The organism is Streptomyces sp. SYSU D01066-1 (assembly GCF_054956795.1).
The window spans coordinates 30,480-44,262 of sequence record NZ_JBUDHV010000009.1 but is presented as its reverse complement, the minus strand read 5'-3'; the positions used below and the strand labels follow the sequence as shown (position 1 = coordinate 44,262).

Genomic DNA, 13,783 nt, shown 5'->3' with positions numbered 1-13,783 from the left:
GCGGTGATGCCGTCGGAAGACGGGCTGAGGATACGGGGTGCTGCTGTTCATGCGGTTTCGAAAGAGCGCTGTCATCGCGGTTGTGTGCGCCTTGGTCGCCGGTGTCTCGGGGGACCGTGCCGGCACCTCCGCGCCCGCGGGGGGACCTGTGGAGGACCTCCTGAACGGCAGGGGCTGGGCTCACTTCGCCGGCGCCAAGCCCACGCGCACAGGGGTACGGGTCACACCCCTCGACCGGCGCATCACACGCCAGGACGGTACCGGCGGACAGCCGAACCCACCGGTGAACCTGCGCGGTCCCCGCATGGTGTTCCGAGGGGATGTCCGGATCGAAGCCGGCCTGCGGCGCACGGATGACACGGGCGCCTACCTGCATCTGTACGGTGAGACGCCGGTCATCTACGACGAATGGCGCCACGAACGGCGCGGCGTGCGCATCGGCGTGGTCGGCGGGAGGCTCCGGATCGACCGCTGGGACGGGGACTCCGACAGACCCGCGATGACCCGGACCTTCGGGAGCGGCCTGGGGCTCGAGGTCCGCCTCGCCGTCGAAGTCCGCGCGAACAGGCTTGTGCTGGAGGCCGACGGCAGGGTCGTGGGAACCGTTCCCGCGCGGGACGTCTTCGCCAGTGGCCGCATCTGGTTCGGCGCGGATGCGGGAGCCCGTGGGAAGGGCTGGACCCTCAGCGATCTCCACGCGCGGTCACTGGGACGGGGCCGGATGTCCGTCGTGGACGCGCCCGGCCTGCGAGTGCCCCGGTCCAGCGATGCGATGCGTGATCTGGCGGCGGTTCTCCCACGCCCGATCCGTGTGGGAACCGCCCTGGCCGCGGGCCCCTTGCTGACGGACAGCGCCTACCGCCGGACGGCGGGTGAGGAGTTCTCCATGCTTACGCCGGAGAACGACTTCAAGCCGCAGTTCGTCCAGCCTCGACGGGGCGTGTTCGCCTTCGCGGAAGGCGATACTTTGGTGGACTTCGCCGAGGCCAACAAGATGAAGGTGCACGGCCACACCCTCGTCTGGTTCGAAGCCCTGCCCGCATGGATGCGTGCCGGGATGACGCACGAGCGACGCAGACGCGTCATGGTGGAGCACATACGCGCGGTAGCGGGCCACTTCCGGGGGAAGGTGGCGGAGTGGGACGTGGTGAACGAGCCCATGTCCGACGAGGATGAGGACTACTCCAACGGCAACCGGGGCGTGCGGCCACAATTGTGGTTCGAAGCGATGGGTGAGCAGTACATCGACATCGCTTTCCACGCTGCCCGCGAGGCCGACCCGCACGCGGTGCTGTACCTCAACGAGTACGGGGTGGAGGAGGACGGTCCACGCTGGGATGCCCTCTACGCGCTGCTGGTCCGGTTGAAGGAGCGGGGCGTTCCGATCGATGGCGTCGGTTTCCAGGACCACGAGTACGCCGCCGGCGACCGTACCGACCCCGAGGTCTTCCGGCGCAAGGTCCGGGCTTTGGCCGGGCTCGGCCTGAAGGCCCGGGTCTCGGAGGCGGACGTCCTCGTCGCCGAGGACGAGGAGGACATCCAGGCCCGCCAGTTGGCGGGGAAACTCGCGGTCTGCGCCGAAGAACCCAACTGCACCTCCTTCTCGACCTGGGGTTTCACCGACAAGTACGGCTCCACGGCCGACCTGCGACGCTATCCCCCGAGTCCGGGAAACGCTCTTCCCTGGGACGCGACGTACGAGGCGAAGCCCGCCTACTGGGCACTGCGTGACGTCCTGGACGACGCTCGCCGCTCAGGTACTGGACAGGTACGGTGAGCACCGCGCGAACGACCAGTGGGATCGTCTCGTCCTGCTTCCGCAGCTCGCGGGGCTGGGGGTGGGGCTGGTGCGGTCCGGGAGTGACGGACTCCTGCCGGCCGACATCATGATCACTGCGGGGGGGGGTGATCGCCGGTCACCTTTGGCCCCGGTGTTCGCGATGACGAGGAGGGCCCGCAGGAGGGTGGTGGCGTGGCGGGCGTTCATGCGGACCGTGGTCAGGATGCGCCAGGACTCGAGGGGTGAACCCGTGCTCGGCGGCGGCCCGTTCGCGTGTTCCCGTCCCTGAGGGCCGGTCGAGCAGGCCGGCGGCGCGGCGGGTGTCATGGGTGACTCCCGCGCCTTCCTCGTTCAGGAAGCGCCCCTTCCCGCGCGCTCTGTCGGGCAGCGGCGTACTCCCGCACCACCAGCGTGTCGCCGTCTCCGCTCGACGGGGAGCGTGGGCACTTGGCGTCGCCGGACCGCGGCGGGCCGTCAAGGCACTTGTGGCCCCCGCGGGCTGCCGAGCGCGTGGGCCCAGGCCAGCAGTTCGGGAGCGGCCAGTGACGGTAACCACGCGTCGGCCCGGGTGGCGCCGTCGCCCTGCGGCCGGGGACCGACGCCCAGGACCCGCAGGCTTGCCCGGCGGGCTGCCTCCACACCGGTCAGGGAGTCCTCCACCGCCAGGGCCCGGTGCGGGGGGACACCGCAGAGCCGGGCGGCCACGGCGTACACGTCGGGATGCGGTTTGGGGCGCACGCGGCCCCCGGTGTCGGGGACGACGAGGTGCTGGAAGTGCGCGAGCAACCCGGCCCGTTCCAGGCTGCCTTCGACCACCACCCTGGGGCAGTTGCTGGCCACCGCCAGCGGCAGGCGGCCGGAGAGCAGCCGTACGAGCCGGACCGCACCCGGCATCGTCACCGGTTCGTCGGCGACCAGTGCCAGGAAGTGGTCGAGAAGCGCGGCTGTCAGGTCCTCGGTCAGTTCGGGTTTGTGCACGGACTGGGCCATGAGCCGGCCGCAGTCCTCGTAGTGCAGGCCGAGGGCCTGCTCCGCGAACCCGGGCGGTGGCCGAAGGCCGTGCTCCCGGAAGGCCCGGCTGCGAGCCTCCTGCCAGTGGCGTTCGCTGTCCATGAGGGTGCCGTCGCAGTCGAAGACGACGGCTTCGGGCGACCAGTCGAGCAGATCGTGGTCCGAGGTGGTCACTGGGCCTCCCATGCTCTCGCATGTGTGTGGCGTTCCCGTCTCCACAGGAAACGGAAAAATAGTTTCCGCTACGTTATTTCCGTCCAGGCAAATCGGGCAATAACTCTTTTCAGTGACTCGACGGGCGCCGGAAACGGACGCATGACCATGCGGCAACCCGCGTCACGCGGCCGTTGGAAACGTCAACACCACGCGTCTACAAGCTGGTTGGCACGCGGGCTCGCCCTGCGAGGCCCGGAGCGTCGGGCTTCCTTTACCACTCGCACGCGTTCACGTTCGAAAGAACTACGTAATTGCCGCCCGAAAGGGACCGTTTGGGCTCCGGGCGTGCGCTGGCGCACTAAATTCGTGGCCCGACATCAAAACAGACGAGGGCGGACGGAACGTTGCAGGAACGGGCGAAGGCAACCCGCAGATCACTGCTGGAAGCGGCGGCCCAACTGTTCGCCGAACAGGGATACGCGGCCACCAGCGTCAACGACATAAGCGCGAGGTCGGGCCGGACCAGCGGTGCGGTCTACTTCCACTACACCGGCAAGGAAGGAATCGCCGTCGCCGTCGTCGAGGACCGGTTCGCCACCTGGTCCCAGCTCGCAGCGCGCTACGGGGACGAGACCGTCCCCCCGCTCGAACGGCTCGTCGCACTCAGCTACGACATCGCCCACGCCCTCACCCGGGACCCCGTGACGCGTGCCGGGGCCCGTCTGTGGGCCGAGCGCACCGTCATCAAAGCTCCCGTCCCCGACCCCTTCGCGCTCTGGACCGCCGCCACCACGCGACTGCTCGCGCAGGCCCGCCTGGCAGGGCACGTCGACGAGCGCGTGCGCCCCGCACGCGCGGCTCGCGCCCTGGTGCCCGCGTTCTTCGGCCTGTGCACCCTCACCGAGGCACTCGAGGGCACAACCGTCCTCGACGACCGCCTGACCGACTGGTGGCACCTGACCCTCCCCTCCCTCCGGCCGCAACCGTCCCCCCGAAACCTCCGGACAGGCCGGTGAGACACATACTCCGGAAGGGCACGCCGACCCGGTGCGGTGGTCATGGACCGCCTGGGACCGCCAGGGAGTGCGCGACGACATCCACGAAGCCTTCCCCGGGCCCGCCACCTGCGCGATCACCCACAGCGCCACGCTCAACGGGTTCGCCAGGAGCCGTGAGGCGTTGCCGGCCGGCGGGTGCGGTCTCCGGGGTCGTGTCCCCGGTCGTGGTGTAGCCGATCACGGTCCGCCGCTTCCGCTTCGGAGCCGTCCGGTACGTGCCGCGGCCGGCCGTCGTGCGTCAACCGCTGGTCCTGGCCCAGCGAGCCTCAACGGGGCCTCCGGCGGGGGCGATTCGGGCCGCGACCTGGAGATTCCGTCAGCTTGATCGGCTCCACCACTCGGCGGGACGCCATCGGCGCGCGCTCGACGGCGCGGCGCGGAACCGTTATCCGCAAGAGCGCGTCGACGGACGACGATTCACTCAGCGACGTCCCCGAGCCGCCCGACGACAAGCCCGGCCCGCTGCGGCCGCTCACCCTGAAACAGGCGCCTGAGGGCCCTGACCGGCCGGGAGCAGCACCACCCCGTCCTCATCGGCGTGCAGGACATCACCGACGGCGAACGTGACCCCGCCGAAGGAGACGGGCACGTCCACCGCTCCCCGCCCCGCCTTGTCCGCTCTGCGCGGATTGGTGCCCAACGCCTGCACACCGAGCCGTATGCCGCCCAGTGCGACGCTGTCGCGGACGGCACCGTACACGACGACCCCCGCCCATCCGTTGTCCCGGGCCCTGGTGGCCATTCGATCACCGAAGAGCGTGGTGTCGAGGGAGCCGCCGCCGTCGACCACCACGACGGCCCCGTCACCGGGTGAACGGAGCAATTCGTGCAGCAAGGCGTTGTCCTCGCGACAGGAGACGGTCCGCACCGGGCCGGCGAAGGAGCGCAGTCCCCCATAGGTGGTGAACTGCACACCGCAGACACGCAGTCGGTGGCCGTACTGGTCGGCCAGGTCGGCGGTGGGAACGGGAATCAACTGCATCGTTGTAGGCGCTGCCTCTCATTGCTCCTGGCTTCACAGAGGCGCGCATCAGCACCCCGGCCACACTTTGCACCACCATGACGATAGATACAATCCCTTGACGAGGGAGAGTCCAGCGACCGCGTCCGTCGCACCCCGGCCCATAAGATGGTGCGTCCCACGTCCCCTTCCGAAGAGCGCAGACCGATGTCGCGGCCCAACCTGACCACCTCCACCGCCACCCGCCTGGCCGCTCTCCTGCGCCGCAGCGGCCTCGAGGAGGGCGCGCACATCACCGAGCAGTGGGCGGCGGACGAGCTGGACGTCTCCCGCACCCCGGCCCGGAAGGCGATGCTCTTCCTCGCCGAGGTCGGCATCCTGAGGCGGGAACCGAATCGGGGTTTCTTCCTGGACCGTGACGCCGCCACCCTGACCGGGACGGATCTCGCGGCGGGCGCGGACATCGAGGAGGACGCGTACTTCCGGATCGCCGAGGACTACATCGGGGGACGGTTCACCGGCCCGTTCACCGCTGCCGACATCAGCCGCGGCTACGGCCTGTCGGCACGCCAGGCCGACCGGGTGCTGGCCCGCATGGAGTCCGAGGACCTGGTGCGCCGCAAGGCCGGTGGACGCGGCTGGGAGTTCCAGCAGGTGCTCTCGACCGTCGAGGCGCACGACCAGAGCTACCGCTTCCGCATGATCATCGAGCCGAACGCCCTGCTGGAGCCCGGCTTCACGATCGACCCCGAGGCCGCGGCCCTGCACCGCAAGCAGCAGGAGGCCCTGCTGCGCGGAGACATCCTGCTACTGCCCCGGGCCGAGTTGTTCCACGTCAACGCCTCGTTCCACGAGATGCTCGTGAGCTTCTCGGGCAACCAGTTCCTCCTGGACGCCGCCCGCCGCCAGCACCGGCTGCGCCGCCTCATCGAGTACCGCCACCAGGTCGACCGCTCCCGCCTGGCCGGCCAGGCCCGCGAGCACCTGCACATGCTCGACCTGGTGGAGGACGGGAAGCTCGAGGAGGCGGCCGCCTTCCTGCGCCGCCACCTGGACAAGGTCCGCGTCATCAAGACGCGGGGCTGAGCGCCTCACGTCCCGGGTGCCCTTCCCCGCCGTCGGGGGTTTTCGAGAATCCGGCGCTCCAACGGTTGTATCAATCAGCAGCTTGAGACAATATGGGCCGCGCCCGGCGCCATGCGCCCCTGGGCTCCTCTTCCCGGAACGACAGCAGGGACCATGAGCACAGACCCCAGCACGGACCCCACCGTCACCGCCGTCCTGACCGTCGCAGGGCACTCGTACCGGTACCAGCCGCTGGCCGGGCTGCTGCCCGCCGAGCGGCTCGCCGAACTGCCGTACGCGGTCCGGGTGCTGCTGGAGAACGTCGCCCGCCGTTCCCCCGCCGCGCTCGGCGACGTACTGGCCCGTGCCCGCTCGGGCCACGGTGACTGCGAACTCCCGGTGCACCCGAACCGGATCATGCTGCACGACACCACGTGCCTGCCCGCCCTCGCCGACTTCGCCGCCCTGCGCGACAGCGTCGCCGAACTCGGCGGTGACCCGGGGCGGCTGCAACCGGCCGTCCCCGTCGACCTGACCGTCGACCACTCGGTCATCGTCGAGGAGTACGGGCACCCCGACGCCGTCGAACGCAACCTGCTCATCGACTTCCGCCGTAACAGCGAGCGCTACGCGTTCGTGAAGTGGGCCGAGCGCAGCCTGCGCGGATTCCGGGTCGTGCCGCCCGGCACCGGCATCATCCACCAGGTCAACATGGAGGTCCTGGCCCGCGTGGTCTGGCTCGACGAGGACCCGGACGAGGGCGGCCTGCCCTGGCTGCACCCGGACGTGCTCGTCGCCACCGACAGCCACACCCCGATGATCAACGCCTTGGGAGTCGTCGGCTGGGGCGTGGGCGGACTGGAGGGGCAGGCCGCCATGCTGGGCGAGGCGGTCACCATCCCGTACCCGCGCGTGGTGGGCGTGCGCCTGACCGGGCGGCTGCGGCCCGGCGTCGGCGCCACCGATCTGGCGCTCACCCTCACCGAACTGCTGCGCGCCAAGGGCGTGGTGGACCGGTTCGTGGAGTTCTGCGGCCCCGGTGCGGCCACGCTCGGGTGGGCGGAGCGCGCCGCGGTCTCCAACATGGCACCCGAGTACGGGGCGACCTGCGTCTACTTCCCGTACGACGACGAGACCGCCGCCTACCTGCGGCTGACCGGCCGCGACGAGGCACACGTACAACTGGTCGACGCCTACCTGACCGCGCAGGGTCTCAAGCGCACCGCCGACCGGCCCGAGCCGCGCTACGACGAGGTCATCGACCTCGATCTGGCGACGGTGGAGCCGAGCGTGGCCGGCCCGGATCTGCCCCATCAGCGGCTTCCGCTGTCCCGGGTGCCCGGGTCCTTCCGGTCCACCACCACCGGTCGGACTGCGCACACGACGGAGTTCGGGGAGCGGCTCCCCGAGGGGCCGGTCGCCATCGCGGCCATCACCAGCTGCACCAACACCGCCAATCCGACGCTGGTCGTGCAGGCGGCGCTCCTCGCCGAACGGGCACGGCGGGCCGGGCTCACGGCGAAGCCCTGGGTGAAGACGTCCCTGTCCCCCGGCTCACGGGTCGTCGAGGACTACCTGCGCGAGGCCGGGCTCCTGGCCCCCTTGGCGGAGACCGGCTTCCACGTCGTCGGCTTCGGCTGCATGACCTGCATCGGCAACTCGGGCCCGCTCCACCCCGAGCTGGAGCGGCTCACCGCCGACGCCCACATCGATCCGGTGGCCGTCCTGTCCGGCAACCGCAACTTCGCCGGCCGCGTCAACCCGCGCGTCGCCCAGTCCTACCTCGCCTCGCCACCGCTGGTCGTGGCGTACGCGCTGGCCGGCTCGATCCTGCACGACTTCGAGCGCGACCCGCTCGGTACCGGCCCGGACGGCACCCCTGTGTTCCTGAAGGACCTGTGGCCCACCGACGAGGAGGTCGCCGCGCGCGTCGCCGCCTCCGTACGGCCCGAGATGTTCCGGGCCAACGCCACCCGGCTGCGCGAGGGCACCCGCGCGTGGCACGAGATCGAGGCGCCCGACGGCGTCCGCTTCCCCTGGAATCCGGACTCCACCTACATCCGCCGCCCCCCTCACCTCACGGGCCTGTCCGCCTCGCCGCCCGACCGGCTGCGCGTCGAGCGGGCCAAGGTGCTGATGGTGCTGGGCGACGACGTCACCACGGACCACATCTCGCCGGCCGGTGCGATCGGGGCGCGCAGCGCCGCCGGGCGCTGGCTGACGGACCGCGGTGTCGCCCGCCGCGACCTCAACCAGTACTCGACCCGCCGCAGCAATCACGAGGTCATGCTGCGCGGGGCCTTCACCAACGCCGCCGTGCGCAACCGGCTTCTCCCGGCCGGATGCGACCTCACGGGCGGTCACGCCCACACCGCCGACCGCTCCGCCGTCCTGCCCGTCCACGAAGCCGCGGCGACCTACCGTGCCGCGGGCCACGATCTGGTCGTCGTCGCGGGCCGCAACTACGGTGCCGGCTCCAGCCGGGACTGGGCCGCCAAGGCACAGGCACTGCTGGGAGTGCGGGCGGTGATAGCCGAGTCGTACGAGCGCATCCACCGCAACAACCTGATCGGCATGGGCGTGCTGCCCCTGGAGTTCGAGGACGGCGACACGGCATCGGCCCACCCCTTCACCGGAGAGGAGGAACTCGCCTTCGACGGCCTCGCCGACCTGCGCGTCGGCACGAACCCCGTCATCCTGTCCCTCACCCGGACCGACGCGTCCCGCACCACGGTCCGCCTCCGGCTGCGCCTCCACTCGCGCCAGGAACTCGCCTACCTCCGGCACGGCGGGATCCTGCCGTACGTAGTGCGCCGCGCCATCGCGGCGTCGTAACCGGACGGCACCGCGTCCGTCTCTCGCCACCCCCCACGCCCACCGGCGTCACCCGACCCCGCCGGTCTCTCGAAGCAGCTGACAGCGCCGTCGCGCCTCCTACGAGAAGAGCCGCCATGTCCACCATCCCCCGCACGCCCGCACCGGGACCACTGTCCAGCGCCGGCCCCTCCCGCCGTCACCTCCTGCGGGGCGCCGCGGCCGTCGGAAGCCTCATCGCCCTGGGCGGCGCACTCTCCGCCTGCACGGCCGACGAGGCGAACGCCGCCACCCCACAAGCCCCCGCGTACTACCCCGCCTCCTACGACACGATCGTCGACGCCTCGCGGCGGGAGCGGAAACTCCTCATCTACTCGAACACCTCGCAGACCAACTGGCAGCCGGTCTTCGACGCGTTCGTCCGGCGCTACCCGTGGCTGTCGGACATCCGCGCCACCAACCTCGGCGGCTCCGCCGTCTACGAGCGCTACTACAGCGAATCCGCCGCCGGCACCTCCCCCGCCGACGTGCTGGCCAACAACGCGGGGCCCCTGTGGGGCGACTACGCGACCCGGGACGCCGCCGCCGACTACCGCTCGCCGGAGAAGGACCACCTGCCGGACTGGGCCGAGCTGCTGCCCGGCGTATGGACCATGTCGACGGACCCGGTCGCCCTCATCTACAACCGCAAGACCCTCGCCGCGGACCAGTTCCCCGACGGTCTTCGGTCGCTGGCGGAGATCGTGGAGGCGCAGCCGTCCCGCTTCCGCGGGAAGATCGGCGTCTACGACCCGACCAACGCCTACGGCTACGCCAGCAACCAGGGATACACCTCGAACGTCGCGGGCGGCTGGGACACGTTCCGACGGCTGCTGCCGTTCGCCCACGCCGACCACTCCTCCGGCACGCTCGTGGAGAAGGTCGTCTCCGGCGAGTACGACTTCTCCATCAACCTCAGCGGTGGCGTCGCGATACCGGCCGCCGAGCACAGCGGGGGCCTGCTGGGGTGGAGCCACTACGCGGAGGGCACCGTCGTCATGCCACGTGGAGTGTCCATCGTGAAGACCGCCCCGCACCCGAACGCGGCCCGCCTCTTCCTGGACTTCCTGCTCTCCGCCGAAGGGCAGGCGGCAGTCGCCGAGGGCGGCCTGGTGCCGTACCGGCCGGACGTGCGCCAGGACACCGTGGACAGCCTGCAGGACATGCGACGCAAGCTCGGTGCGGAGCGCGTCCATCTGTACCGGCCCGTGCAGGTGCCAAAGCGCGTGCAGGAGGCGTACGTCGCGCGCTGGGAGAAGGCGGCCGGCTGAGCCGCCCCGCCCGCCGAACGCCCCTGCCCCCACCTTGTTCGTACGGAGTCGTCATGGCCATCCAGACACCCCCGGCGCCACCCGCCCCGTCCCGCACCCCGCGCGCGGGCGAGCTGGGCACGCCCCAGTACCGGCGCCTGTTCGGCGCCGGACGTGAAGTCACCATCCACTGGCTGACGTTCCTCGTCACCGCCGTGCTCGTCCTCGCCCCCGTCGTACCGATCCTCTACCAGTCGGTCCGCAACCAGCCCCTGTACGCGGCGGGCGGTGCCTTCACCCTCTCGAACTACACCCACCTGTTCACCCAGGCGGGCTTCGGTTCGATCATCCTCGACACCCTCCTCTTCGCCGTCCTGACGACCGTGTTCGCGCTCGCCATCGCGGTGCCGATGGCGATCCTGCTGGAGCGCACCCGCTTCCCCGCCGCCCGCGTGTTCGGCCAGGTGCTGCGCTGGCCCATCTACATCTCCCCGCTGGTCCTGGCCTTCGGCTGGATCGTCGTCTACGGCCCGGCCGGCTTCCTGACCAGCGCGGTGCGCGAGGGCTTCGGCTGGGTGCCGTGGAACCTGTACTCGCTGCCCGGCATGGCGTTCGTCGAGGCCGTCGCGCAGGTCCCCATCGCCTACCTGTTCTGCGCCAACGCCCTGGCCGCCTCCGACACCTCGCTGGAGAACGCGGCCCGCAGCGTCGGCGCGGGACCTCTGCGCATCCTGCGCTCGGTCGTGGTGCCGATGCTGCGTCCACCGGTGCTCTACGCGGGCCTGCTGATCTTCGGCACGGCGATCGAGACACTGTCCATCCCGCTCATCCTGGGCGAGCCCGCCGGCATCACCCTCTTCTCCAACTTCCTCTACGAGCAGGGCATCGACTCGATCAACCCGGACTACGGCCTGCTGGGCGCGGCGTCCACCTTCATGCTGCTCACCACCATCGCCCTGGTCGTGTTCCAGACGCGGCTGCTCAAACACGCCCAGCGGTTCGTGTCGGTGCGCGGCAAGGCCACCCGCTCCGGCCTGCTCGACATCGGTGCCTGGAAGTGGCTGGGCTTCGCCTTCGTCGGTCTGTACGTCGTCTTCGGCGCGCTGCTGCCGATGGTCGCGCTCGTCCTGCGCGCGTTCACCTCGCTGCTCACCCCGCTGGTGAACCCGTTCGACCTGCTCACCCTGGACAACTTCCGTCTGATCTTCGACTACGCGCCCTACACCGAGTCGATCGTCAACAGCGTCACCGTCGCCTTCGTGGGGGCGGTGGCCGTGACCCTGTTCGGCACGGTGGTGGTCCTGGTGGCACGCCGCTCCGACTTCCGCTTCGCCCGTCTCCTGGAGACGACGGCACAGTCACCGCACGCGGTCCCGGGCCTGATCGTCGGCATCGGCCTGTTCTGGGCCTTCACCTGGATGCCCGGCGGCGACGCGGTGCGCGGCACGCTCCTCGCGCTGATCATCGCCTTCGGCATCCGGGCGCTCCCGTCGGCGTACGGCGCGATCTCCCCGGCGACCATGCAGCTCGGAGCCGAACTCGACAACGCCGCACGCGTCGCCGGCGCCGACTGGTGGCGCACGGTGTCCCGGATCATGCTCCGGCTCCTCGTGCCCGCGATGCTCGCCTCGTTCCTGCTCATCTGGACTCAGATGATCCGCGAGTACGCCCCCGCCATGTTCCTCGCCGGAGCCGAGTCACAGGTCATCGGCACCACTGCCATCGACCTGTGGACCCAGGGCGAGACCGGCTCCGTCGCCGCCCTCGCCACCCTCCAGATCGCCGTCACCGCCGTCGTCGCCGGCCTCGCCGGTCTCCTCCTGAAGGGGAAGAAGCATGCCTGAGCTGGTCGTCGAGAACATCAAGAAGTCCTTCCACGGAACCGCCGTCCTGGAGGACATCAACTTCACCGTCGCCGACGGGGAGTTCTTCACCCTGCTCGGCCCGTCGGGCTGCGGCAAGTCCACCACCTTGTCGTGCGTCGCGGGTCTGGAGACCCCCGACTCGGGCACCATCCGCGTGGGCGACCAGGTCTTCTTCGACGGCACCCCGCGCAACACGGTGCCCCCCGAAGGCCGCAATCTCGGCCTGGTCTTCCAGTCGTACGCGCTCTGGCCGCACATGACGATCGCCGACAACCTCGCACTGCCGCTGAAACTCCGCAAGGTCGCCAAGGACGAGCGACGGCGTCTCATCGACGACGCCCTCATCAAGGTCGACATGGTTCACCTGCGCGACCGCTACCCCCACCAGCTCTCCGGCGGACAGCAGCAGCGCGTCGCCCTCGCCCGAGGCATCGTCTACTCCCCCGGCGTCCTGCTCCTGGACGAGCCGCTCTCCAACCTGGACGCGAAGATGCGCGACCAAGCGCGCGTCTGGCTCAAAGACCTCCAGCGCGAGGTCGGCATCACCACCGTGTACGTCACCCACGACCAGGTCGAGGCGATGTCCCTGTCCGACCGCATCGCCGTGTTCATGCACGGCCGCCTCCAGCAGGTGGGCACACCGACCGAGATCTACGAGACTCCCGCCACCCCCGAGGTCGCCGGCTTCATCGGCCGCTGCAACCTCCTGGAGGGGCGCGTCGACTCCACCGAGGGCGAGACCGTACAGGTCGAACTGGGTAAGACCGGCCAGCGCTTGAGGGTGGCCGGCGTCTGCTCCGCGGGGTCGTCCGCCACCGTGGGCCTGCGCTCCGAACGCATCACGCTCACGAACCGCGCGGACGCCCCGCACGAGGGTGCCGTCAATGTGCTCCGGGCGAGGATCGAACAGTGTTCTTACACCGGAGCGCGATTCGAGTACGAACTCAGCGTCGGCGACCTGCGCGTCCATGCCGAGAGCCCCGTCCGGCACACGGACGGCGAGATCAACCTGATCATCCGCCCGGACGACTGCCTGCTGTTTCCCGCACAGGTCTGATCCGGAGCGCAGCACGCGGCCGGTCCTGGCCGGCATCGGCCTCACACGACGCCTACCGGGACCGGGCCGCCCGCACCCGGTGCGGATGTGCTGCTGGGCGGGGGTGCCACCCATGCCCATGCCGCCACCGGCCGGGCCGCCGCTCGGCATACCGGTGGGCTACCCGCTCGGCATACCGGACGGTCGGCCGTTGGGGGCGCCACCGCCCGCCGCTCATCTGGGTGTTCTCTCCGTAGACCGGCGGGGACCGGGCGTCGTACTCGATGAGCACGACCGGGCTGTGCACCCGGTAGCGGGAGGCGGAGGAGTCCTTGGTCTCGCCGATCCAGAAGAAGTACGTGTCGTCGAGGTGCTCCTCCACCTCCTTCATCTCGACCGCGGCGTGTCCGTCGTCCATGCAGCCGACGTAGACGCCGACCAGGTCCAGCAGTTTCTGGCGCTGGGCGGAGGTGAACTCCTCGGTGGCGAGGCGCTGGTCGCCGAGGGCGACGCAGTTGATGGCCACGTGGTGGCCCTCGAACCAAAAGCCCCAGGGTTCGGTCGTGGACGGGGTGCCCATGAAGGTGACGCGGTAGTGCCCTTCGGTCTGGGCCAGCCCGTCGGCCGACAGGGCCTTGCCGAGCGGGACGTGCCAGCCACTCGTCGTCGTCCACGTCGAACACCGACGGCGCTGAGCCCGTCCAGGAACGCCTGCGCGCCTTCACCACCGCATCCGTCGGAACACCGG

The 13,783-nt window shown here is 70.5% G+C and carries 10 protein-coding genes; 7 read left to right on the top strand and 3 right to left on the bottom strand.

All coding sequences use genetic code 11. The features are described 5' to 3' along the window. Positions 1-37 precede the first annotated feature (37 nt). On the top strand, positions 38-1,777 hold the full coding sequence (locus tag ACY1JF_RS11475) for an endo-1,4-beta-xylanase (RefSeq protein ID WP_462704930.1): 1,740 nt from the start codon (positions 38-40) through the stop codon (positions 1,775-1,777). Between the two features lie 477 nt (positions 1,778-2,254). Here the strand turns inward: ACY1JF_RS11475 and ACY1JF_RS11470 are convergent, their stop codons facing one another. Continuing rightward, on the bottom strand, positions 2,255-2,965 hold the full coding sequence (locus tag ACY1JF_RS11470; RefSeq protein WP_462704929.1) for an HAD family hydrolase: 711 nt from the start codon (positions 2,963-2,965) through the stop codon (positions 2,255-2,257). A gap of 386 nt (positions 2,966-3,351) precedes the next feature. Here ACY1JF_RS11470 and ACY1JF_RS11465 point away from each other — a divergent pair, with 386 nt between their 5' ends. Continuing rightward, on the top strand, positions 3,352-3,963 hold the full coding sequence (locus ACY1JF_RS11465) for a ScbR family autoregulator-binding transcription factor (RefSeq protein WP_462704928.1): 612 nt from the start codon (positions 3,352-3,354) through the stop codon (positions 3,961-3,963). Between the two features lie 514 nt (positions 3,964-4,477). On the opposite strand, the gene rraA is transcribed toward ACY1JF_RS11465, so the two are convergent. After that, positions 4,478-4,987, bottom strand: coding sequence for a ribonuclease E activity regulator RraA (rraA, locus tag ACY1JF_RS11460; protein WP_462704927.1), 510 nt, complete (start codon positions 4,985-4,987; stop codon positions 4,478-4,480). Positions 4,988-5,173: 186 nt separating this feature from the next. Here rraA and ACY1JF_RS11455 point away from each other — a divergent pair, with 186 nt between their 5' ends. From ACY1JF_RS11455 to ACY1JF_RS11435, 5 genes are all read left to right on the top strand, one after another. Further along, complete coding sequence (locus tag ACY1JF_RS11455) at positions 5,174-6,052, top strand: GntR family transcriptional regulator (RefSeq protein WP_462704926.1); 879 nt, start codon at positions 5,174-5,176, stop codon at positions 6,050-6,052. Between the two features lie 153 nt (positions 6,053-6,205). Continuing rightward, the gene (acnA, locus tag ACY1JF_RS11450) at positions 6,206-8,866 is read left to right on the top strand and encodes an aconitate hydratase AcnA (RefSeq protein ID WP_462704925.1); all 2,661 of its coding nucleotides are present in this window, start codon (positions 6,206-6,208) and stop codon (positions 8,864-8,866) included. A gap of 116 nt (positions 8,867-8,982) precedes the next feature. Beyond that, complete coding sequence (locus tag ACY1JF_RS11445; protein WP_462704924.1) at positions 8,983-10,155, top strand: ABC transporter substrate-binding protein; 1,173 nt, start codon at positions 8,983-8,985, stop codon at positions 10,153-10,155. 53 nt (positions 10,156-10,208) lie between these two features. After that, the gene (locus ACY1JF_RS11440) at positions 10,209-11,978 is read left to right on the top strand and encodes an ABC transporter permease (protein WP_462704923.1); all 1,770 of its coding nucleotides are present in this window, start codon (positions 10,209-10,211) and stop codon (positions 11,976-11,978) included. Then, the gene (locus tag ACY1JF_RS11435; RefSeq protein WP_462704922.1) at positions 11,971-13,056 is read left to right on the top strand and encodes an ABC transporter ATP-binding protein; all 1,086 of its coding nucleotides are present in this window, start codon (positions 11,971-11,973) and stop codon (positions 13,054-13,056) included. The genes ACY1JF_RS11440 and ACY1JF_RS11435 overlap by 8 nt, the downstream gene beginning before the upstream one ends. A gap of 52 nt (positions 13,057-13,108) precedes the next feature. Here ACY1JF_RS11435 and ACY1JF_RS11430 read toward each other — a convergent pair whose 3' ends face one another. Further along, on the bottom strand, positions 13,109-13,615 hold the full coding sequence (locus ACY1JF_RS11430) for a DUF3500 domain-containing protein (protein ID WP_462704921.1): 507 nt from the start codon (positions 13,613-13,615) through the stop codon (positions 13,109-13,111). Positions 13,616-13,783: the final 168 nt, after the last annotated feature.

What these genes read in the sequence shown, in the direction of transcription:
- rraA (WP_462704927.1), bottom strand. Translation starts at nt 4,987, where the DNA reads ATGCAGTTGATTCCCGTTCCCACCGCCGACCTGGCCGACCAGTACGGC.
- ACY1JF_RS11455 (WP_462704926.1), top strand. Translation starts at nt 5,174, where the DNA reads ATGTCGCGGCCCAACCTGACCACCTCCACCGCCACCCGCCTGGCCGCT.
- acnA (WP_462704925.1), top strand. Translation starts at nt 6,206, where the DNA reads ATGAGCACAGACCCCAGCACGGACCCCACCGTCACCGCCGTCCTGACC.
- ACY1JF_RS11445 (WP_462704924.1), top strand. Translation starts at nt 8,983, where the DNA reads ATGTCCACCATCCCCCGCACGCCCGCACCGGGACCACTGTCCAGCGCC.
- ACY1JF_RS11440 (WP_462704923.1), top strand. Translation starts at nt 10,209, where the DNA reads ATGGCCATCCAGACACCCCCGGCGCCACCCGCCCCGTCCCGCACCCCG.
- ACY1JF_RS11435 (WP_462704922.1), top strand. Translation starts at nt 11,971, where the DNA reads ATGCCTGAGCTGGTCGTCGAGAACATCAAGAAGTCCTTCCACGGAACC.
- ACY1JF_RS11430 (WP_462704921.1), bottom strand. Translation starts at nt 13,615, where the DNA reads ATGGGCACCCCGTCCACGACCGAACCCTGGGGCTTTTGGTTCGAGGGC.